The sequence below is a fragment of the Kocuria sp. LUK genome (assembly GCF_021012935.1).
GTDB lineage: Bacteria > Actinomycetota > Actinomycetes > Actinomycetales > Micrococcaceae > Kocuria > Kocuria flava.
In genome coordinates, this window is sequence record NZ_JAJMZI010000006.1 from 81,031 (window position 1) to 101,210 (window position 20,180).

Sequence of the window (20,180 nt, forward strand, 5' to 3'; positions counted from 1 at the left end):
CGCGGTCCTCGGCGGGCCGGGGGGAGGCGGTCCCCGGGGTCGGCTCGGCGGTCGTCTCGGCGGTCGGGGTGCTGTTCTGCGCGTCGGTCACAGTCGACCAGGATAGCGCGGGGCCCGCGGCCCCCGCGCCCCGGCCGGGAGCGGGGGTCAGAGCGCGCGGTTGTCGATCAGCCGGGTCGTGCCGACGCGGGCGGCGACCAGCGCGAGGGCGCCGGGGCCCGGTTCGGCCGGTTCGAGGGTCGCGGGGTCGACGACGACGAGGTAGTCCAGCCGCACCCCGTCCTCGGCGTCGATCCGGGCGCGCGCGGCGGGCAGGTCCACCTCCCCCGCGGCGAGGGCGGCCAGCGTGCGCGGGAGCACGAGGGCGGCGCGGCGCTCGTCGTCGTCGAGGTAGCGGTTGCGGGAGGACAGGGCGAGCCCGTCGGCGTCCCGCACGATCGGCACGGGGCGGACCTCGACGGGCAGGGCGAAGTCCGCGACCATCCGCCGCACGAGCAGCAGCTGCTGGGCGTCCTTCTCCCCGAAGTAGGCGCGGAAGGCTCCCCCGCCGCGGGGGGCGGTGAGGTTGAGCAGCCGGTTGACCACGGTGAGGGCGCCGTCGAAGTGCCCGGGCCGGCTGGCGCCGTCGAGGACCGTGCCCAGCCGCCCGGCGGTGACCCGCACGAGCGGCTCCCCGCCCGGGTACATCTGCTCGAGCCCGGGGGCGAGCACGAGGTCGGCCCCGTGCCGGGCGAGCAGCTCGAGGTCGGCCTCGAGGGTGCGCGGGTAGCGCTCGTAGTCCTCGCCGGGGCCGAACTGCAGCGGGTTGACGAAGATCGAGACGGCGACCACGTCGTTCTCCGCCCTGGCCCGGCGCACCAGGTGGCCGTGGCCCTCGTGCAGCGCGCCCATCGTGGGCACCAGCCCCAGCGAGGCGGGGCCCGCGCCCGCCGCCGCCAGGCGCTCGGCGAGGGCGGTGCGGAACTCGGCGGGGTCGTGGCAGACGCGGGGGGCGGGGCTCACGGGGTGTCCTCTCCGTCGGCGGGGCGGGGGTCGGGCTCGCCGGGGGCGCCGGTGAGCTCGAGGGCGGCCAGCACGGCGTCGTAGCGGGAGCGCTCGAGCAGGCCGCGGTCCAGGGCCCGGCGCGCGGTGACGCGGGCGAGGTCGAGGTACGCCAGCAGCACGTCGTCGCCGGCGTGCCCGCGCGCGTACTCGTCGAGGGCGCGGCGGTGGGCGGCCACGGTGCCGGCGTCGCCGCGGGCGACCGGGCCGGTCAGGGCCCGCTCCCCGGCGGCGAGGGCGTTGTCGAGGCTCGCGCGCAGCAGGGGGCCCAGGACCCGCTCGGGGCGGGCCACCCCGATCTCGCGCAGCACCTGGGCGGACTGGCCGGTGAGGGTCATCGCGTGGTTGGCGGCGTGAGCGAGGGCCGCGTGGTAGAGCCCGCGGTCGGCCTCGGCCACCACGACCGGCTCGGCGCCCATCTCGACGACCAGGGCCTGGGCGATGGGCAGCACGGGGGCGGGGGCCGTCACCCCGAACGAGCAGTCGTTCAGGCGGGCCAGGTCGAGGCTGAGCCCGGTGAAGGTCATGGCCGGGTGGATCGCCAGCGGGATCGCCCCGGCCCGGCGGGCGGGCTCGAGCACGTCGGTGCCCCAGCGCCCGGCGGTGTGCACGACGAGCTGGCCCGCCTGCCACAGTCCCGCGTCGGCCAGGCCCTGCACGAGCCCGGGCAGCTCGTCGTCGGGCACGGCCAGCAGCACGAGCTCGGCGCGGCGGACCACGTCCGGCACCTCGAGCACCGGCACGTCCGGCAGCAGGGTCGCGGCCCGCTCGCGGCTGGCCTCGGAGACGGCGCTGGCCCCGACCACGGCGTGGCCTGCGGCGCGCAGCGCGGCGCCGAGCACCGCGCCGACCTTGCCCGCGCCGACGACCCCGATGCCGAGGCGTCCCGGGCGGTGGGTCGGGTCGCTCATGGTCCCTCCTGCGGGGGTCGGGGCGGTCGCGGGGCGTCGGCCAGTCTACGGGCGCCGGTCGCGTGCACGGCCTGCGCGGCCGCGAGCCCCCGGGCGGCGGCGGCGTCGAGGTGGGGCACGACGACGGAGACCGGGCCCGGCACCGAGTGCAGGTGCACGTCGGCGAGGGCGAGGGCGCGCTCGAGCGGGCCCTGCTGCACGGCCACCGACTGGGTCTTCTCGTGCGGCACCACGGCGGCGCGGCGGGCCAGGCGCCCGCCGCGCACGACCAGCACGGCCTCGTCCGCGGCGAAGCCCGTGCGCCGGTGGGTCAGCGGGTCCAGCCACCGGGCCCGGCGCGGGGAGGTCGTGAAGCGGCCCTGCCCGCCGCTCCCGTGCAGCCCCTCGTCCACGAGCGCCGCGAGGCCCGCCGGAGGAACGGCCGGCAGGGCCAGGCGCAGCACGGCGTGGACCTCCGCGCGCGTGCCCACGGGCAGCAGGGTCGAGCGCAGCGCCTCCTCGTCGCCGGCGCCGGGGCCGTAGCCGGCCACGTTCACGCGCACGCGGTACCAGCCGAAGGGCCGCCACAGCAGGGGACGGTCCACGCCCACGGCCTGGATCCGGCCCACGGGCACGGTCTGGGAGCGGACCCCGAGCAGGCCGTGGCGCACGCGCAGGCCGGCGGGCAGGCGCAGCAGCCGGAAGCGCCAGCCCTGCTCGACGCGCCGGTAGGCGACGGCCCCGAAGCTCAGCAGCCCGGGGATCCACGCGGCGAGCAGCCCGGGACCGGCCACGGGGTCGGCGAGCAGGGCCACGGGGGCCGCCGCGAGCAGCGCGACGAGCACGAGGGCGGTGCCCGAGGCGAGCACGGAGCCGATCAGCCGGCCGGCGGGGACGGCGAGCACCGGGTGCTCGTCCTCCTCCCCGGCCGGGGCGGCGGGCGGGTGCGCCCAGGGGGCAGGGCGCCGCCCGCCCGGGGCCGCGGGGCGGGGCAGGCGCCCGAGCAGCTCGGCGCGCAGGGCCCGGGCCTGGGCGTGGGTGAGGTAGGCGAGGGAGACGGCGGACTCCCCCGCGTCGGCGACCTCGAACTTCAGCTCGGCCAGCCCCAGCAGCCGGGGCACGAAGGGACGGTGGATGTCGATGGCCTGGACCCGGTCCAGGCGGGCCTGGCGCTCGCGGCGGAACAGGACCCCGGAGCGCACCCGCACGTGCTCGGCGCCGACCTGGAAGCGGGTGAACCACCACGCGACGAGCACGACACCGGCGGCGGCCCCGAGCAGCAGGGCCGCGCCCCCGGCCGCGGCGAGCCAGAAGCCCGTGCCCAGCCGGGACAGGTCGAGGTCCTCCGGCGGCCGCGGTCCCGGCGCCCCGAGGTAGCCCCCGACGAGGTCGTCGAGGACGATGTTGACGAAGGCGCCGCCGAGCACGAGCACCGCGAGCCAGCCCCGGACCACGGGGGTGAGCGGGTGGACGCGGCGCCAGACCGCCTCCTCGCCGGGGTGCCCCGCGGCGGGCCCGGCCGCGGGGGCGGGGGCGCCGCTCACAGGCCCGCCAGGAGGGCCTCGCCGCGGGCGGTGAGCCGCTCGCGCAGCCGGGCGGCCTCGGCGTGCTCGACCCCGGGGATCTCGGCGTGGCTGCCCACGGCGGCGGTGTGCAGCCTGACCGTGGCCAGGCCGAGGGCCCGCTGCAGCGGGGAGACCGAGACGTCCACGTACTGCATGCGCCCGTAGGGGATGACGGTGACGCGCTGGTAGAGCAGACCGCGGCGCACCAGCAGGTCCTCCCCGCGCTCGGCGTAGCCGATGGCGCGCACCCGGCGCGGGGCCAGGGCCAGGGAGACGGCCCCGATCAGCAGCACCGCCGCCGGGGGCAGGGCCAGCAGGGGCAGGGGCGCCGACCACGTGCCCGTGGCCACGAGCACGGCCGGCCAGCCGACGACCGCCGTCCAGAACAGCGTCGCGGCCAGCCCGGAGACGAGCACGAGGGTGGTGTGGCGCGGCGAGACCCGGGTCCACACGATCCCCTCGGGGTCGATCCCCCGGTCTCCCGGCGCGTGCTCCTGCGGCGCGGGGTCCCCTCCCGCCGGGGCCCCGGCCGTGCGTCCCGGCAGCGGGCCGGGGGGCGCGGAGCCGGGGCGCGCCGGCTCAGCCGGCGCCGCCGGGTCCTTCGCGGGGTCGCGGGGGGATTCCACGGGCATAACCACCTTCTCCCTCGGGCAGCTCCTTGTCCCGCCCCCTACCGTACTCGGCGGCCTCCTCGGCGTCGGGGTCGTCGGGCGGGAGCTTGCAGAAGCCCTCGACGACCCAGCCGACGACGACGAGCACGAGCCCGGCGCCGGTGTGGGCCAGGCTCGCCCACAGGGGGCCCTGCTCCGAGCGCAGGCCGACCAGGGTCAGCTGCTCGAGGGCGATGGTCGCGTGCCAGCCGGCCAGCACCGCCCCGGCCCACGCGACGGCCTGGGCGCCGGCGGCGGTGCGGGCGGCGACGACCGGCTCGAAACGCTCCGGGCGCCGGCCCTCCTGGTAGCGCCTGACCCGCAGGCCGAGGACGAGCAGGACCACGGCGACGGCCGCGCAGGCGGCCAGCGAGGCCCACGGCAGGACGAGCAGGGGCCCGCCGGCGCCGGTGGAGACCCGGTTGGCGCTCCAGCCGACCGCACCGGCGGCGGCGGCGCACATCAGCAGGGCGGGAACGGTGAGCACGTGCACGGCCGGCCCCCTCTCAGCGCCCCGGCGGCCCGGGCGGGTCCGCGGGCAGCAGGGGCTCGGTGCCGGGGCCGACGCCGTCCCGGTCGGGGGCGGCGCGGGCGAGCTCGGCGACCGGGCGCCCGTCGAGGACCGCCTCCGGGTCCATGAGCGCCCAGGGCACGAGCACGAACGCGCGCCCGGCGGCACGGGGGTGCGGGAGGGTCAGCTCGGGGCTGTCGAGGCGGCGCGCGCCGTAGTCGACGACGTCGACGTCGAGGGTGCGGGGCCCCCAGCGCACCTCGCGGGTGCGGTGGTGGCGGTCCTCGACCTCCTGGCAGGCGCGCAGCAGCTCGAGGGGCGCGAGGTCGGTCTCGACCTCGACGACCGCGTTGCGGAACTCGTCCTGCCCGGGCGGTCCGCCCACGGGCGCGGTGGCGACCACGGGCGAGGCCCGCACGAGGCGGATCCGGGGGTGGGCGGCCAGCTCGAGGGCGGCCCGGCGCAGGGTCCCCTCCCGGTCCCCGAGGTTCGCGCCCAGCGCGAGGACGGCCCGCACGCCCATCTCAGCGCTCCCGGTAGATCGTCACGGACACGTCGGAGAAGGTGACCTCGATGGGCGCCTTGGGCTTGTGCACGGTGATCTCCACCGCGTCGAGGGGGAAGGCCCCGAGCAGCTGTGCGGCGATCCGCTCGGCGAGGGTCTCGAGCAGGTCCACGCTGGGGCCCGTCACGATGTCCCGGACCTGCTCGGCGACCTCGCCGTAGTGGGCGGTGCGGGCGACGTCGTCGGCGGTGCCCGCGGGGGCGAGGTCCAGGTACATCACGACGTCCACGAAGAAGGGCTGGCCGCTGCGCTTCTCCTGCTCGAGCACCCCGTGGTAGCCGACCGCGCCGACGCCCATGAGATTGATCCGGTCGCGGCGCTCCGCCGGGCGGGCGGCGGCGGGCGGGGCGAGCTGGCGCCCGGCCCGGTCCCCGCCGCGCGCCGTGCCGTGGTCCTCCCGCGGCAGCCGGCTCACGCGTCCGCCTCCGCACCCGGGCGCAGCACGGGCGGCTCCACCCCAACCCAGGCGTGGGCCACGGCCACGGCGTCGGCGCTCGAGCGCACGTCGTGCACGCGCACGGCCCAGGCCCCCTCGCGGGCGGCCAGGGCGCTGAGCGCGGCGGTCGCGGCATCGCGCCCGCCCGCCGGCCGGGGCCCGCCGGCGTCCTCGAGCAGCCCGCCCAGGAAGCGCTTGCGGGACCCGGCCACGAGGACCCTGTGGCCGGTGGCGAGCAGCCGCGGCAGGGCCCGCAGCACCGCCCAGTTCTGCGTCCCGCGCTTGGCGAAGCCCAGGCCGGGGTCGAGGATCAGCAGCTCGGGCGGCAGTCCGGCCTCGAGCACCCGGGCCCGCAGCTGCCCGAGCTCGCCGAGGACCTCCCCGGCGACGTCGTCGTAGACGGCCAGGGAGTCCATGGTCCCGGGCGTGCCGCGGGCGTGCATCAGGACGTACGGGACCCGCCGCTCCGCCACGAGGGCGATCATCTCCGCGGAGGTGCTCAGCCCGGAGACGTCGTTGATCACGTGCGCGCCGGCGTCCAGGACGGCCTCGGCGGTCTCCGGGTGGAAGGTGTCGACGCTGAGGACGGCGCCCGCGGCCGCGAGCTCGGCCACGACGGGCAGGATCCGGCGCTGCTCCTCGGCCGGGCCGATCCGCTCGGAGCCGGGGCGGGTGGACTCCCCGCCGACGTCCACGAGGTCGGCGCCCTCCGCCATCAGCCGCAGCCCGTGGGCGACCGCGGCCCGGTGGCCGTCGTGGGCCCCGCCGTCGCTGAAGGAGTCGGGGGTGACGTTGAGGATGCCCATCACGAGGGTCCGGTCCCGGGGCAGGGCCTCGAAGGAGCCCCAGCCGGCGGTGCCCGGGCCTGTCACGGCCGTCACGGCCGTCACCGGCCCAGGATGAGGCTCATGGCCTCGGCCCGGGTGGCGGTCTCGCGCAGCTGGCCGCGCACGGCGGAGGTGACGGTCTTCGCCCCCGGCTTGCGGACCCCGCGCATCGACATGCACAGGTGCTCGCACTCCACGACGACGATCACCCCCGCCGGGGCCAGGTGCTCCACGATCGCGTCGACGATCTGGGTGGTCAGCCGCTCCTGGACCTGCGGGCGGCGGGCGTAGAGGTCCACGAGGCGGGCGAGCTTGCTCAGGCCCGTGACCGCGCCGTCGTGGCCGGGGATGTAGCCGACGTGGGCGTGGCCGTGGAAGGGCACCAGGTGGTGCTCGCAGGTGGAGTAGAAGGGGATGTCCTTGACGAGGACCATCTCGGAGTGGCCGATGTCGAAGGTCGTCCCGAGCACCTCGCCCGGGTCCTGGTGCAGGCCGGCGAACATCTCGGCCCAGGCCCGGGCCACCCGGCCCGGCGTGCCCTGCAGGCCCTCCCGGTCGGGGTCCTCCCCGATGGCCAGCAGCAGCTCCCGCACCGCGGCGGCGACCCGCTCCTGGTCGACCGCGCCCGCCCCCGCCTCGAGGGCGGGGTCCGGGTCGGGATAGGGCGGCTCGAAGGCCTCCTGCCGCGGGTCGTGCGGGGTGGTTCCGTCGGTGCGGGCCTCGTGGGGCAACGCGCCCTCCTCCTGGTGCTGTGCGGTCTCGCCGGGCAGTGCTGGTCGCCGGGCGCGCCCGGCCTCGCGCCCCATCCTAGGCGGCGCTCAGGCGCGCCCGTGCCCGGGACCGTGCTCCCCCGCGGCACCGGAGCCCCGGGCGGCCCCGCCGTCCTCGCCGGGAGGCGCCGAGTGCCCGCGCTCGGGGACCTCGAGGGGGTGCTCCGGCTTCGCGGCGGCGGCCTGGTCCTGCGGGGCCAGGGTCGAGGGGTCCTGGACGTGGAGGCGCCGGGCCTCCTCCCGCTCCGCGGGGGTGACCACGGGCGGGACGTCGGAGACGGGCCGGGTGTCCTTGGACAGCCACACCGGGCGCAGGTCGCGCTTGCGCACGTCGCGGAACAGCTCGGCGATCTGGGCCTCGTTGAGCGTCTCCTTCTCGAGCAGCTCGAGGGCCAGCCGGTCGAGGACCCCGCGGTTGTCCATGAGGATCTGGTGGGCCTCGTCGTGGGCCTGCTCCAGCAGCGCCCGGACCTCCTCGTCCACGATCGCGGCGGTGCGCTCGGAGTACTCCCGCCCGCCGCCCGCGGCGTCGCGGCCCAGGAACGGCTCGGAGCTGTCCCCGCCGAGCTTGATGGAGCCCACGCGGGCGCTCATCCCGTACTGGGTGACCATCTTGCGGGCGGTGTCGGTGGCCTTCTGGATGTCGTTGGAGGCGCCGGTGGAGGGGTCGCGGAAGACGATCTCCTCGGCGGCGCGCCCGCCCATGGCGTAGGCCATCTGGTCCAGCAGCTCGTTGCGGGTGGTCGAGTACTTGTCGTCCAGGGGCATCACCATGGTGTAGCCCAGGGCCCGCCCGCGCGGGAGGATCGTGATCTTGGTGACCGGGTCGGTGTTGCGCAGGGCCGCGGCCACGAGCGCGTGCCCGCCCTCGTGGTAGGCGGTGACCTTGCGCTCGAGCTCCTTCATGATGCGGCTGCGCTTCTGCGGACCGGCGATGACGCGGTCGATGGCCTCGTCCACGGCCCGGTCGTCGATCAGCTGGGCGTGCGAGCGGGCGGTGAGCAGCGCCGCCTCGTTCATGACGTTGGCCAGCTCCGCGCCGGTGAAGCCGGGGGTGCGCTTGGCCACGCCGGCGAGGTCCACGTTGTCCGCCAGCGGCTTGCCCTGGGCGTGCACGCGCAGGATCTGCAGACGGCCCTTCATGTCCGGGGCCTCCACGCCGATCTGGCGGTCGAAGCGGCCCGGGCGCAGCAGCGCCGGGTCCAGGACGTCGGGGCGGTTGGTCGCGGCGATGAGGATGACGTTGGTCGTGGCGTCGAAGCCGTCCATCTCCACGAGCAGCTGGTTGAGGGTCTGCTCGCGCTCGTCGTTGCCGCCGCCCATGCCGGCGCCGCGCTGGCGGCCGACGGCGTCGATCTCGTCGACGAAGATGATCGCGGGGGCGTTCTCCTTGGCCTGCTGGAAGAGGTCGCGCACGCGGGAGGCGCCCACGCCCACGAACATCTCCACGAAGTCGGAGCCGGAGATCGAGAAGAACGGCACGCCCGCCTCCCCGGCCACGGCACGGGCCAGCAGCGTCTTGCCGGTGCCGGGCGGGCCGTAGAGCAGCACGCCCTTGGGCACCTTCGCCCCGAGGGCGGTGAAGCGGTCGCGCTCGACGAGGAACTGCTTGATCTCGTCGAGCTCCTGGACGGCCTCGTCGGCGCCGGCGACGTCGGCGAAGGTGACGGTGGGGTTGTCCTTGTCGAACATCTTCGCCCGGGAGCGGCCGAAGCGCATGACCTGCGAGCCGCCTCCCTGCATGCGGGAGAAGACGAACCAGAAGATCGCCAGGATGATCAGGAACGGCAGCAGGAACCCGAGCAGGCTCGTGAACCAGTTGGACTCCACGGGCTGGTCGGTGAAGCCCTCGAGGTCGGCGGCGTCCATGGCCTCGACGACGTCGTCGGCGCGCGGGGTGACGTAGTAGAACTCGACGCTGCGCCCGAGGTCGCGGCCCTCGACGGTCAGGTCCTCCTCGAGCTGGAGCTCGACCTTCTGCTGGCCGTCGTAGATCTTGGCCTCGGAGACCTTGCCGTCGGCGAGCAGCTGCAGGCCCACGTTGGTGTCCACCCGCCCCGAGGAGCCGGTGGTGAGGGTGCCCACGAGGGGGAAGAGCACCAGGACGGCCAGCAGCACCCAGAACCAGGGTCCCCTGAAGAAGTTGTTGGGTTTTTTCGCCGTGGCCAAGCCGTTGATCCTCCCGTGGATGGTGGGTCCGGCCCCCTCGGGCCCGCCCGGGGCCGGTCCAGGGGACGCAGACCTACAATGTACAGCCCGCCCACCGGCGGGGGCCGGGAAGGGCCGGGGAGTTCCCTGTCAGCGGACAGCGCCCGCCGCCCCGGCCCGGGGCACGGGCGGGGACGGCGGGCGGTGCGCCCGCGCGCTCACTCGTAGACGTGCGGGGCCAGGGTGGCGATGCAGTCGAGGTTGCGGTACTTCTCGGCGTAGTCGAGGCCGTAGCCGACCACGAACTCGTTGGGGATGTCCCAGCCCACGTAGCGGACGTCGATCGCGGTCTTCGCGGCCTCGGGCTTGCGCAGCAGCGCGCAGATCTCCACCGAGGCGGCGCGGCGGGACTCCAGGTTGGCGCGCAGCCAGGAGAGGGTGAGGCCCGAGTCGATGATGTCCTCGACGATGAGCACGTCCCGCCCGGAGAGGTCGGTGTCGAGGTCCTTGAGGATCCGCACCACCCCGGAGGACTTGGTGCCGGAGCCGTAGGAGGACACCGCCATCCAGTCCATGGGGTACTGGCCCTTGAGGGCGCGGCACAGGTCGGCCATGACCATCACGGCGCCCTTGAGCACGCCGACCAGCAGGACGTCGCGGCCCCGGTAGTCGGCGTCCACGGCCGCCGCGAGCTCGGCGATCTTCGCCTCGATCTCTTCCCTGGTGAACAGGACCTCGGTGAGATCCCCCTGGACGTCCTCAGCCTTCACGGCGCTCCTCGTGCGATGCGGGTCCGGATTCCGGTGCGGCGGCCCCGCCGGGACGCGGCCCGGCGAGCTCCAGGTGCCCGGGCCCGCGGGTGCCGGGCTGCGGGCGCCTGCGCCACACGGACACCTTACCCGCCATCTGGACCGGCCCCGCCGCGCCCCGGCCGCGGGCCAGCGCGTCGAGGGCGCCGAGGCGCTCGTGGGACGGGGACTGCCCGCCGGCGGCCACGACCGCCGCGGCCAGGGCCCGCCGGCGCAGGGCCTCGGGGGCCTCCTGCAGCACCTCCAGGTCGAGCCGGAGGGCACCGCCCGGCTCCTGTCCACCCGGCCCGGGCGCCGGGGGCGCGGCGGCGCGGGCGCGGGCCAGCAGCTCGCCCCCGGCCTCGTCGAGGAAGCGGGCGTCGGGGCCCAGGATCGCGGCGGAGCGCGCCAGGGCACGGGCGATCCCCGGCCCCAGCTCCGCCTTGAGGACGGGCAGGACCCGGTGGCGGATCCGGGAGCGCGTGAGCGTGGTGTCGCCGTTGGTGGGGTCGTGCCAGGGCTCGAGCTGCTCGGCCGCGCACACGGCCAGCGTCTGCTCGCGGGTCAGCTCGAGGAAGGGCCGCAGGTAGGTGACGCCGTCGAGCTCGCGCACCGGCGGCATGCCGGCCAGCGACCGGGTGCCGGAGCCGCGGGCCAGGCCCAGCAGCACGGACTCCGCCTGGTCGTCGAGGGTGTGCCCGAGCAGCACCGCGGCGGCGCCGGTGCGGCGCACGACCTCGGCGATCCCGGCGTAGCGGGCCGTGCGGGCGGCCATCTCGGGGCCCTCCGTCCCGCGGCGGACGGTCACGGCGGTGATGTGCACGGGGTCGAGCCCGAGCCCGCGCAGCGTCTCCGCCGTGCGGGCGGCGACCTCGGCGGAGCCCTCCTGGAGCCCGTGGTCGACGACGACCCCGCCCACGCGCAGCACGCCCCGGCGGGCGAAGTGGGCCGCGGCCGCGGCCAGGGCCAGCGAGTCGGGGCCGCCGCTGCAGGCGACCAGCACGAGCGGGTCGCCGCCGGCCCCCGGGTGCGCACGGACGGCGTCGAGCACGAGCCGCCGTGCCGCGGCGACGTCCGGGGACAGCCGGCCGCGGCGGCCGAACTGCGTCACCCGCGGGCGCCCTCGCGGGCGCTCACGGCCTGACGGTGCTCCGCCTCGCGCACGGCCAGGCCCACGACCTTGGCGAGCGTGGGAGCACCCTCCCCCAGCAGGTCCACGGCGACCTCGAGCTCACGCTGCGGGACGACGGTCGCGAGGGCGGCCACGGCGTTGGTCTCGCTGTGGATGCCCGCCTGGATCTGCGTGGTCGACAGCACGGGCTGGGAGGCCTCGACCTGCGCGAGGACCTCCTCGACGTCCGGGGTGCCGATGCGCTGCTCGAGCATGACGAGGCGCTCGTAGACGGCCGGGTTGCCGATCTTGATCCGCCGGCCGCTGTTGAGCTGCGACAGCATGGGGGCGGACAGGCCGAGGACCTCGGCGAGCCGCCGCTGGGTGATGCCGTAGGCCTGGACGATCGCGCCGAACCGCTCCGAGAGCGGCTGGCCGTACAGCCGGACCTGCTGTTCGATGTTCTCTGTGCTCACGTAAAGATCTTGGCACAGAAATCTTCTGTCACCTACCGCGTTGCGCGCCGTGACCGGCGGTGGCACCCCCTTCCGGGCGATCGCAAATCAATGTATTTGCATGTCAGACCAGGGTCGCGGATTCCTAGCACACTCCCAGGTCGCGATCAAGAGGAGGGGTGCGCCCCCGGAGTCAGCACGCGGTCGATCCACCGCTGCGGGTCGTGGATCTCGGCCTCGGAGGGCAGGTGCTCGACGCGCTCCCAGATCCGGTTGAACCCCGCGAGCCCGCTCGCTGCGACGACGGCCGTCACGAAGCGCTGGCCGTCGCTGTACTGGCGCATCTTGGCGTCCATCCCGAGCAGGCGGCGCACGAACCGGTCGAGGGCCCCCTGCAGCTCGGAGCGCCGCTCGAAGCGGCGGCGGATGGTGCGCACGGAGGGCACGACCGAGGCGTCGACGCCGTCCATCACGAAGTTGGCGTGGCCCTCGAGCAGGCTCATCACCGCGGTGAGGTGGGAGAGGACCTCCTTCTCCCGCCGGCCCATGAGCAGCCCCACCAGCCCCAGCGAGGCCTCGGCCGGGCCGTCGGCGGGGCGGCGGGCCGTGAGGGAGCGGACGGCCTCGCCCAGCCGCTCCCCCAGGGCCTCGGGCCGGCCCAGCACGGACTCGGAGAGCAGGCGGATCTGCTCGAGCATGTGGGTGCGGAGCCAGGGCGCCGCCGCGAACTGCACCCTGTGGGTCTGCTCGTGCAGGCACACCCACAGCCGGAAGTCCTCGGGCTCCACGTTGAGCTCGCGCTCCACCGTGAGGATGTTCGGGGCCACGAGCATCAGCCGCCCGCCCGGGTGCCGGGCCGCGGCCTCCGCGGAGACGAGCCCGGCGTAGGGGTCGTACTGCCCGAGCACCTTCGCGGAGAGGAAGCCCAGCACCCCGGCCATCTCCACGGCCGTGGCGGTCCCGCCGAGCGCGGTGGCGGCGGCCCCGAACTGCTCGGGACGGCGGCGGCGCAGCGCCTGGGCGGCCGGCTCCATGAGAACCTCGAAGGACTGGGCGTTGGCCTTGGCCCAGCCGGCGCGGTCCACCACCAGCACCGTGGAGTCGCGCAGGTCGCGGGCGGCGTCCAGCCCGGAGATGCGGTGGACGTGGTCCACGGAGTCCTCGGCGTGGCGGCGCAGGGAGGCGACGGCGGAGCGCATCGCCCGGGCCGGGAGCCGGGGGCCGGCCGGGGTGATCCGCGCGGCGGTCTCCGCCGCGAGGTCCCAGCGAACAATCGCCGGTGCCGCGCCGTCCGCGGCGGAGGTCCCCGCGGCTCCCGTCGCGGGGCCGGTGGCGGGGTCCGGGCTGCGGTCTGGAGCGCTCATGCCCTCATGCAACCACACCGGCCCGGGCAACCCCCTCGGCCGCCGGACTGTTGCACCCCCGCCCCGTCCACCCCCGCCCGCGAGCTCGCCCTCTCCCGCGGGATCCCGTGCCCGCCGCGGGGGCCCACGCCGCTGCCGCAGCCGTGGTGGGGACTCGGCGCGGCCGTGGAATCTCGCGGGAGAGGGCAGGGCGCGGCGGGGCGGGCGGTCAGGGGGCCGTGCACGGAGCGGCGCACAGGTCCGCGAGCGCCGCCACGGCGCGGTCGATGGCGTCGCGGGCCGCGGCCGGGTCGGTGACCCCGTCCAGGAGCACGGCGAAGGTGAGCAGCCGCCCGTCGCGGGTGCTGACGTGCCCCGAGAGGGAGACCACGGTGAACAGCGTGCCGGTCTTGGCCCGGGCGGCGCCGCGGCCGGCCTGCTCGCCGGGGTCGTCGAAGCGCGCCGCGAGGGTCCCGGTGGCCCCGGCCACGGGCAGGGCGCGGGCGCCCGGGGCGAGCCGGCCGCCGGTGTCGGTGACGAGCACGCGCACGAGGTGCTCGAGGGTGCGGGCCGGGAGCCGGTCCTGCAGCGACATCCCCGAGGCGTCGGAGAGCACGGCTCCCTCGGCGGGGATCCCGTGGACGGCCAGGGCCCGCTCGGCGGCGGTGCGCGCGCCCTCGATGCTGCCGGGCAGGCCGGCCGCGACCGCGGCGACCCGGCCCAGGGCCTCGGCGAGGTCGTTGCGCGACTCGCGGACCATCAGCTCCGCCTGCTCGGCCAGGGCGGCCGACTCGACCGCGGCGAGCTCGGCGGCGCCGGGCGGGGCCGGCCCCGGTCCGGGCGCCAGGGCGGCCCCGCCCGGCAGCAGCCGGTCCAGCTCGGCGGCCAGGACCGCGGCGGCCCGTGCGGCGGGGTCGGCGGCACCGGCCCCCTCGCCGAGGGTGTCCCCGGCGAGGGCCAGCGCCGTCGTCGGCCCGATCCGCCCGGCGGCGACGTCGCCGTCGGCCCAGGCGGGGTTGAGGGCCGGCCCCGGGAAGAGGGAGGCGTCCCACCGGACGGTCACGGGGCCGGTGGTCCCGCGCCCGGCGAGCGCGGCGGCGGTGCGCTCGGCGAGGGTGCGCAGCCCCGCCCGGCCCGCGACGGCCCCCGGGTCCGAGGACCCGGCGCCGAGCAGGACGTCGCCCCCGCCCGTGAGCACGACCGTGCCCGGGGCGTCCCCGGCGAGCACCCGGGTGCGCAGGCGCTCGCCGGGACCGGCGTGGGTGAGCAGCGACAGCAGCGTGACGAGCTTCTGGGTGGACGCGGGCACGAGCGCGGCGTCCGGGTCCCGGGCGGCGAGGGGCTCGCCGGTGAGGGCGTCGGCCACGAGCACGGAGCGCCGCGCGGCGGGCACCCCGGTGAGGGCGTGCTCGACGGCGGCGGTGACGTCGGCGGCGGCCGGCCGCGGCGCACCGGGGTCGGGACGGGTGGCGCCGGCGGGCTCGGGCGGGCCCGCCGGCACGGTGCGCGCGGCGGGCACCTCCGCGCCGGCCGGGGCCAGGTGCGGGTGCAGCCAGGCGGCGGTGGCGGCGCACGCGAGCGCGAGCAGCACGGCGAGCACCCGGGGCGTGCGGGCGCGGGGGCGGGGTCGGGGGTCGGGGGCCACGGGCCCATTGTGCGCCCGCGGCCGGGCGCGTGCGGTTACCGCCGCCCGCGCGGGCGCCGCTATCGTGGGGACGGATTGCCACCGCCCCGACGGGGTGGTGCGGCCGTGCCCGGCCGCTGTCACCGGGTCCTCGCCGGACGAGGACTCCCTGCACGAGGAGAACCACCATGGAGTTGGACGTCACCATCGAGATCCCCAAGGGCTCGCGCGTGAAGTACGAGATCGACCACGAGACCGGCCGGCTGCGCCTGGACCGCGTCCTGTTCACGTCGATGCAGTACCCGGCCCACTACGGCTACTTCGAGGACACCCTGGGCGAGGACGGCGACCCGCTGGACGCCCTGGTCCTGCTGGACTTCGACATCGTCCCCGGCGTGCTGGTCGAGGCCCGCCCGATCGCCGTGTTCAACATGAACGACGAGGCCGGCGGCGACGCGAAAATCCTGTGCGTGTCCACGGACAAGCGCTACGACCACATCCAGGGCCTGGACGACATCGACGAGTTCAAGCAGAAGGAGATCCAGCACTTCTTCGAGCGCTACAAGGACCTCGAGCCCAACAAGTGGGTCAAGGGCGAGGGCTGGGAGGGCAAGGAGACCGCCGAGCGGCTGGTCACCGAGGCCCTCGAGCGCTTCGAGCAGTCCGCCTACGACTCCGCCGCCGAGGCGCAGGAGAAGGCTCCCTCCACCGACTGAGCGCCACGGCGCACGCCCGGGGAGGGGCCGGGGACCGGACGGTCCCCGGCCCCTCCCCGCATCTCGTCCCTGTTGCAAATTCATGTGGATGGATAGAGTTGGAGCGGGTCGGCGCCGCCGGCCCGGCGGTCCCCGGGGACGCATCCCCCCATCGGCGTCCCGGGGCCGCGGACCGGGATCGAGGTCAGCCGGTGCGCACCCGCGCGGTGCCCGGCAGCGGCGGGGGTCCCCCCACCCGTGCCGCGTCCCCCGACCTCTCCCGGTCGGTCCCGCCGCCCGGGTCCCGGGCCGCGGGAGTCGGCCGGCAGGCCCCGCGCCTGCCGGCCGATCCCCGCCCGCCGCCCTCCCCGGCTCCTTGCGGCGTCCGGCCCCTGTGGTTCGATGGACGCGCAGCCCGGGACCGACCCGGCGCCGTCGGAAGGAAGCGCATGTTCCTGCTGGGCCCCGAGGCCGACCTCGTCTTCTCCGCGAGCGACCTGGTCCGCGCCGCCCAGTGCCCCTTCGCGTCGCTGAGCGTGCTCGACGAGAAGCTCGGCCGCGCCCCGCGCCGGGCCGAGGAGCGCGACCCGATGCTCGCCCGCACGGCCGCCCTCGGCGACGCCCACGAGCTGCGCGTGCTCGAGGAGCACCTGGCCGCCCACGGCCGGTGGGACCCGGCCACCGGCCGCGGCGTGCACGAGGTGCGCCCGGCCCGGACCCTCGAGCGCGCCGCGCTGGTGGCCAAGCACGAGGAGACCCTCGCGGCACTGCGCGCGGGCGCGGACGTGGTCTTCCAGGCCTCCTTCTTCGACGGCGCCCTCCACGGCCGGGCGGACTTCCTCGTGCGCCGCCCCGACGGCTCCTACGCCGTGCACGACACCAAGCTCGCCCGCCACGCCAAGGTCACCGCGCTGCTGCAGCTGGCCGCCTACGCCGACCAGCTCGAGCGCGCCGGGGTCCCCGTGGCCCCGGAGGTCGTGCTCGTGCTGGGCGACCGCACCGAGGCCTCCTTCCCCGTGGCCGAGTTCCTCGCCGTCCACCGCGAGCACCGCGAGCGCTTCGCCGCGGCCGCGGCCGCGCACCGCGCCCAGGAGTCGCCCGTGGACTGGCACGACGACGCCGTGGGCCGCTGCGGGCGCTGCGAGCACTGCGCGCGGGCCGTCGCCGGGCACCGCGACCTGCTGCTGACGGCGGGGATGTCCGGGCGCGCCCGGCGCACCCTGCGGGACCAGCACGGCGTGCGCACGGTCGACGAGCTGGCCGTCCTGCCCGATCCGCCCGGGGGCCGCCTGCCCGCCGCGCTGCGGCGGCTGCGGGACCAGGCGGCGATGCAGACGGGGCGGGGCCGCGAGGACGGCGCCGTGGAGTACGAACGGGACGGGGCGCGCCGGAGGGTCGCGTGGCGGGTGGTCTCCCGCGAGCCGGTCCGGCGGCTGCCGGCGCCCGACCCCGGGGACGTGTTCTTCGACTTCGAGGGCGACCCGCTGTGGCAGGACCCGCACGACCCGTCGTCCTGGGGCCTGGAGTACCTCTTCGGCGTCGTCGAGCAGCCCCCCTCCCCCGGCGCGGAGCCGGTCTTCCGCGCCTTCTGGGCCCACGACCGCGACGGCGAGCGCGAGGCCCTGCGGGAGTTCCTCGACTACCTCGCCCGGCGCCGCGCCGAGCACCCCGGGATGCACGTCTACCACTACGCCGACTACGAGAAGGCGGCGCTGCGCCGGCTGTCCCTGGCCCACGCCGTGGGCGAGGACGCCGTGGACGAGCTGCTGCGCGAGGGCGTGCTCGTGGACCTCTACGACACCGTGCGGGCGAGCCTGCGGGTCTCGGCGAGCTCCTACTCGATCAAGCAGCTCGAGCCGCTCTACATGGGCGAGCGGCTGCGCACCGGCGACGTCGTCGACGCCGGGGCCTCCGTGGTCGCCCACGCCGACTGGTGCGCGGCCCGTGACGCCGGGCGCGAGGAGGAGGCCCGGCGGATCCTGGCCGGGATCGCCGACTACAACGCCTACGACTGCCTCTCGACCCTGCGCCTGCGCGACTGGCTGCTCGGGCTCGCGGGGATCTCCCCGGACCCCGCCGACCACGCCGGGCGCCCGGTCCAGGAGGTCCTCGGGGCCCCCGGGGACGTGCCCGGGGAGCAGCTGCCCGAGCCCGAGCGGCGGCTGCGGGAGGCCCTCGACGACCCCGGGTGCGCCGGGGCGCTGGGCGAGGCCGGACGCACCGCCGTGGCGATGGTCGCCTCGGCCACCGGCTACCACCGCCGGGAGCGCAAGCAGTACTGGTGGTCGCACTACGACCGGCTCGAGGCCCCGGTCGAGGACTGGGAGGAGACCCGCGACGTCTTCGTGGTCTCCCGCGGCGAGGTGCTCCGGGACTGGGCCGCGGACCCCGACCGCCCCCGGGCCGCGCCGACCCGGCTGCTGCGCCTGTCGGGCCGCTTCGGCGAGGGCTCCACCGTGCGCCCCGGCACGGACGGGCTGTTCCTGCTGTACGGCCCGCCGGTGCCCGCGCACCTGGCCGAGGACGCCGCGGCCCGGGCGAGCGGGCGCGCCGGGGAGTGGACGGGCCGGGTCGAGGAGGTCGAGGAGCGCGCGGACGGCGGCGCGGTGGTCGTGGTGCGGGAGCGGCTGCGCCGGCCCCGCGGTGCCCCCGCCCCCGAGCCGTGGGCCGGGCTGCCGCTGGCGCTGACCCCGGCCACGCCCGTCGCCACCGCCTCCCTCGAGGAGTCGCTGCAGGCGCTGGCGGCCCGCACCGCCGACGCCCTGCCGCAGCTGCCCGACCACCCCGGGGTGGACCTGCTGCTGCGCCGGGCCCCGCGCCCGGCCGGCGGGCCCCTGCCCGTGCCGGGGCCCGGGGCCGACGGCACGATCACGGCCGCGGTCACCGCCCTGCGCGGGCTCGAGCGCGGCTGCCTGGCCGTGCAGGGCCCGCCCGGCTCCGGCAAGAGCTTCCTGGGCGCCCACGTCATCGGCCGCCTCGTGGCGGCGGGCTGGCGGATCGGGGTCGTGGCCCAGTCCCACGCGGTCGTCGAGAACCTGCTGACCGGCGTCGTCGGCCGCGGCGGGGTGCCCGGGGAGCGGGTCGCGAAGAAGCCCGCCGCGGGTGAGACCGCCGAGCGGGAGGTGGCCTGGGAGCGGGTGGCGGGCAAGGACCTCGCCCGGTTCCTCGACGAGGGCGGTGCCGTGGTGGGCGGGACCGCCTGGGACTTCTCCAGCGCGAAGAACCTCGACGAGGGCGCCCTGGACCTGCTCGTCGTCGACGAGGCCGGGCAGTTCTCCCTCGCCAACACGCTCGCGGTCGCCCGCGCCGCGCCCCGGCTGCTGCTGCTGGGCGACCCCCAGCAGCTGCCGCAGGTCTCCCAGGGCACCCACCCGCTGCCCGTGGACGAGTCCGCCCTGGGCTGGCTCTCCCGCGGGGCCCCGACCCTGCCCGCCGAGCACGGGTACTTCCTGGACCGCACCTGGCGGATGCACCCGCGGCTGTGCGAGCCGGTCTCCGAGCTCTCCTACGCGGGCCGGCTCGGCTCCGCCCCGGCCGCCTCCCGCCGCGCCCTCACCGGCGTGGCCCCGGGCCTGCGCACGTGCTACGTGCCCCACACGGGCAACGCCACCGCCTCCCCCGAGGAGGCCGAGCGCGTGGTGGCGCTCGCCCGCGGGTTCGTGGGCACCCCCTGGCACCCGGGCCCCGACGAGCCGCCCGTGCCGCTGGGCCCCGAGGACGTGCTCGTCGTGGCCGCCTACAACGCCCAGGTGGAGCTCGTGGCCCGGGCCCTCGAGGGCGCCGGGCTGCGGGCGCCGGACGGCACGGGCGTGCGCGTGGGGACCGTGGACCGGTTCCAGGGCCAGGAGGCGCCGGTCGTCATCGTCACCATGGCCGCCTCGAGCGCCGCGAGCGGTCGCGGGGCGGACTTCCTGCTCATGCCCAACCGGATCAACGTGGCCGTCTCCCGGGGCCAGTGGTGCGCCGTGCTCGTGCGCTCCCCCGGCCTGACCGACCACCTGCCGGCCACCCCGGAGGGGCTGCGAGTCCTGGGCCGGTTCGCCCGGCTGTGCCGGCGCGGGGAGCCCGCGGGGACGCCGTGAGCACCCGGCGGGGCGCGCGGGTGCCCTACGTCCTCCACTTCGAGGCCCGCACCGTGGTGCTGGGGGAGCCGGCCCACCTCGAGGAGCTCGACGCCCTGCTGCGCGCCGGGGGCACGGAGACCCGTCCCACGCACTGGCACGGGATGTCCGCCGGGGAACCGGGGGCGGCCCTCAACAGCGTGGGCACGGACCTGACCGCCGCACAGTTCTGGGACCGGGTGGACGCCGGGGTGTTCGCGACCGCCCGATGGCCGGCGGACCTCGAGGACCCGCTCTACCTGCCCGCTCCCCCGGTGTGGCTGCAGCGGGCCCGGGCCTGGGAGTACGACCCCCTCGCCCCGGCCCTGGGCGCGGCGCCCCCGGGCGGGTGGCTGCGCGTGCCGGGGTGGGCGGGCACCGAGAACGACGACGCCGGCTCGCCCGTGGGCCTGCTGCAGCTCACCGACCCGGACTCCTTCTGGGTGCTCGGCGCGGACGCCGACGTCCTGGAGGTCGCCGAGCTGTGCAAGGAGCTGGCCCTGTTCCGCCTGGGCTTCGACCGGCTCAGCGCCTACTTCGGCCCCGACGACCGGATCGGGTGCCTGCGCCTGCCGCTGATCTGCCGCGAGCCGCTCGAGGACGAGCTGATCGCCCGCGGGACGGACATCGAGCCGCGGTTCTGGGAGTGAGCCCGGCCCCG

18 protein-coding genes are annotated in these 20,180 nt (G+C 77.0%); 3 read left to right on the plus strand and 15 right to left on the minus strand.

Going from position 1 to position 20,180, the window contains the following annotated elements; all coding sequences use genetic code 11:
• Positions 1–147: 147 nt before the first annotated feature.
• The 15 genes from panC to LQU92_RS11950 all read right to left on the minus strand — a co-directional run bounded on the left by panC (position 148) and on the right by LQU92_RS11950 (position 14,745).
• Complete coding sequence (panC, locus tag LQU92_RS11880; protein ID WP_230780943.1) at positions 148–1,002, minus strand: pantoate--beta-alanine ligase; 855 nt, start codon at positions 1,000–1,002, stop codon at positions 148–150.
• Positions 999–1,952, minus strand: coding sequence for a Rossmann-like and DUF2520 domain-containing protein (locus LQU92_RS11885; RefSeq protein WP_230780945.1), 954 nt, complete (start codon positions 1,950–1,952; stop codon positions 999–1,001). The genes panC and LQU92_RS11885 overlap by 4 nt, the downstream gene beginning before the upstream one ends.
• Positions 1,949–3,475 (minus strand): PH domain-containing protein, encoded by a 1,527-nt coding sequence (locus LQU92_RS11890; RefSeq protein WP_230780947.1) that lies wholly within the window; start codon positions 3,473–3,475, stop codon positions 1,949–1,951. Before LQU92_RS11890 ends, LQU92_RS11885 begins: the two co-directional genes overlap by 4 nt.
• Complete coding sequence (locus LQU92_RS11895; RefSeq protein ID WP_308071631.1) at positions 3,472–4,122, minus strand: PH domain-containing protein; 651 nt, start codon at positions 4,120–4,122, stop codon at positions 3,472–3,474. Before LQU92_RS11895 ends, LQU92_RS11890 begins: the two co-directional genes overlap by 4 nt.
• Positions 4,076–4,639, minus strand: a complete 564-nt coding sequence (locus LQU92_RS11900) for a DUF3180 family protein (RefSeq protein WP_230780949.1) — start codon at positions 4,637–4,639, stop codon at positions 4,076–4,078. The genes LQU92_RS11895 and LQU92_RS11900 overlap by 47 nt, the downstream gene beginning before the upstream one ends.
• Positions 4,640–4,652: 13 nt before the next feature.
• On the minus strand, positions 4,653–5,180 hold the full coding sequence (folK, locus tag LQU92_RS11905; RefSeq protein ID WP_230780951.1) for a 2-amino-4-hydroxy-6-hydroxymethyldihydropteridine diphosphokinase: 528 nt from the start codon (positions 5,178–5,180) through the stop codon (positions 4,653–4,655).
• A gap of 1 nt (position 5,181) precedes the next feature.
• Positions 5,182–5,637 (minus strand): dihydroneopterin aldolase, encoded by a 456-nt coding sequence (gene folB, locus LQU92_RS11910; protein WP_083529287.1) that lies wholly within the window; start codon positions 5,635–5,637, stop codon positions 5,182–5,184.
• The gene (gene folP / locus LQU92_RS11915) at positions 5,634–6,539 is read right to left on the minus strand and encodes a dihydropteroate synthase (RefSeq protein WP_374229703.1); all 906 of its coding nucleotides are present in this window, start codon (positions 6,537–6,539) and stop codon (positions 5,634–5,636) included. The genes folB and folP overlap by 4 nt, the downstream gene beginning before the upstream one ends.
• Before the next feature lie 5 nt (positions 6,540–6,544).
• The gene (gene folE, locus LQU92_RS11920; RefSeq protein ID WP_230781133.1) at positions 6,545–7,078 is read right to left on the minus strand and encodes a GTP cyclohydrolase I FolE; all 534 of its coding nucleotides are present in this window, start codon (positions 7,076–7,078) and stop codon (positions 6,545–6,547) included.
• Positions 7,079–7,303: 225 nt separating this feature from the next.
• A complete protein-coding gene (gene ftsH / locus LQU92_RS11925) occupies positions 7,304–9,424 on the minus strand; it encodes an ATP-dependent zinc metalloprotease FtsH (protein ID WP_101850763.1) in 2,121 nt (706 codons plus the stop codon).
• A 197-nt stretch (positions 9,425–9,621) separates the two neighbouring features.
• Complete coding sequence (hpt, locus tag LQU92_RS11930) at positions 9,622–10,173, minus strand: hypoxanthine phosphoribosyltransferase (RefSeq protein ID WP_101850764.1); 552 nt, start codon at positions 10,171–10,173, stop codon at positions 9,622–9,624.
• Positions 10,163–11,302: a tRNA lysidine(34) synthetase TilS gene (gene tilS, locus LQU92_RS11935; RefSeq protein WP_230780955.1), complete on the minus strand. Its 1,140-nt coding sequence runs from the start codon at positions 11,300–11,302 to the stop codon at positions 10,163–10,165. Before tilS ends, hpt begins: the two co-directional genes overlap by 11 nt.
• Complete coding sequence (locus LQU92_RS11940; RefSeq protein ID WP_058858092.1) at positions 11,299–11,778, minus strand: transcriptional regulator; 480 nt, start codon at positions 11,776–11,778, stop codon at positions 11,299–11,301. The genes tilS and LQU92_RS11940 overlap by 4 nt, the downstream gene beginning before the upstream one ends.
• A gap of 146 nt (positions 11,779–11,924) precedes the next feature.
• On the minus strand, positions 11,925–13,121 hold the full coding sequence (locus tag LQU92_RS11945; protein WP_101850766.1) for a zinc-dependent metalloprotease: 1,197 nt from the start codon (positions 13,119–13,121) through the stop codon (positions 11,925–11,927).
• A gap of 208 nt (positions 13,122–13,329) precedes the next feature.
• Positions 13,330–14,745, minus strand: a complete 1,416-nt coding sequence (locus LQU92_RS11950) for a D-alanyl-D-alanine carboxypeptidase (protein ID WP_230780958.1) — start codon at positions 14,743–14,745, stop codon at positions 13,330–13,332.
• A 167-nt stretch (positions 14,746–14,912) separates the two neighbouring features.
• Here LQU92_RS11950 and LQU92_RS11955 point away from each other — a divergent pair, with 167 nt between their 5' ends.
• From LQU92_RS11955 to LQU92_RS11965, 3 genes are all read left to right on the plus strand, one after another.
• Positions 14,913–15,440 carry an inorganic diphosphatase gene (locus LQU92_RS11955; protein ID WP_101850768.1) on the plus strand — a complete coding sequence of 176 codons (528 nt, stop codon included), beginning with the start codon at positions 14,913–14,915 and terminating at the stop codon, positions 15,438–15,440.
• 428 nt (positions 15,441–15,868) lie between these two features.
• On the plus strand, positions 15,869–19,501 hold the full coding sequence (locus LQU92_RS11960; protein WP_230780960.1) for a bifunctional RecB family nuclease/DEAD/DEAH box helicase: 3,633 nt from the start codon (positions 15,869–15,871) through the stop codon (positions 19,499–19,501).
• On the plus strand, positions 19,498–20,169 hold the full coding sequence (locus LQU92_RS11965; protein ID WP_143709835.1) for a hypothetical protein: 672 nt from the start codon (positions 19,498–19,500) through the stop codon (positions 20,167–20,169). The genes LQU92_RS11960 and LQU92_RS11965 overlap by 4 nt, the downstream gene beginning before the upstream one ends.
• The last annotated feature ends 11 nt before the right edge of the window (positions 20,170–20,180 follow it).

Bases quoted from the DNA above. Each gene is read 5' to 3' on its own strand.
- LQU92_RS11885 (WP_230780945.1), bottom strand. From the start codon at position 1,952: ATGAGCGACCCGACCCACCGCCCGGGACGCCTCGGCATCGGGGTCGTC.
- folK (WP_230780951.1), bottom strand. From the start codon at position 5,180: ATGGGCGTGCGGGCCGTCCTCGCGCTGGGCGCGAACCTCGGGGACCGG.
- LQU92_RS11945 (WP_101850766.1), bottom strand. From the start codon at position 13,121: ATGAGCGCTCCAGACCGCAGCCCGGACCCCGCCACCGGCCCCGCGACG.
- LQU92_RS11955 (WP_101850768.1), top strand. From the start codon at position 14,913: ATGGAGTTGGACGTCACCATCGAGATCCCCAAGGGCTCGCGCGTGAAG.
- LQU92_RS11960 (WP_230780960.1), top strand. From the start codon at position 15,869: ATGTTCCTGCTGGGCCCCGAGGCCGACCTCGTCTTCTCCGCGAGCGAC.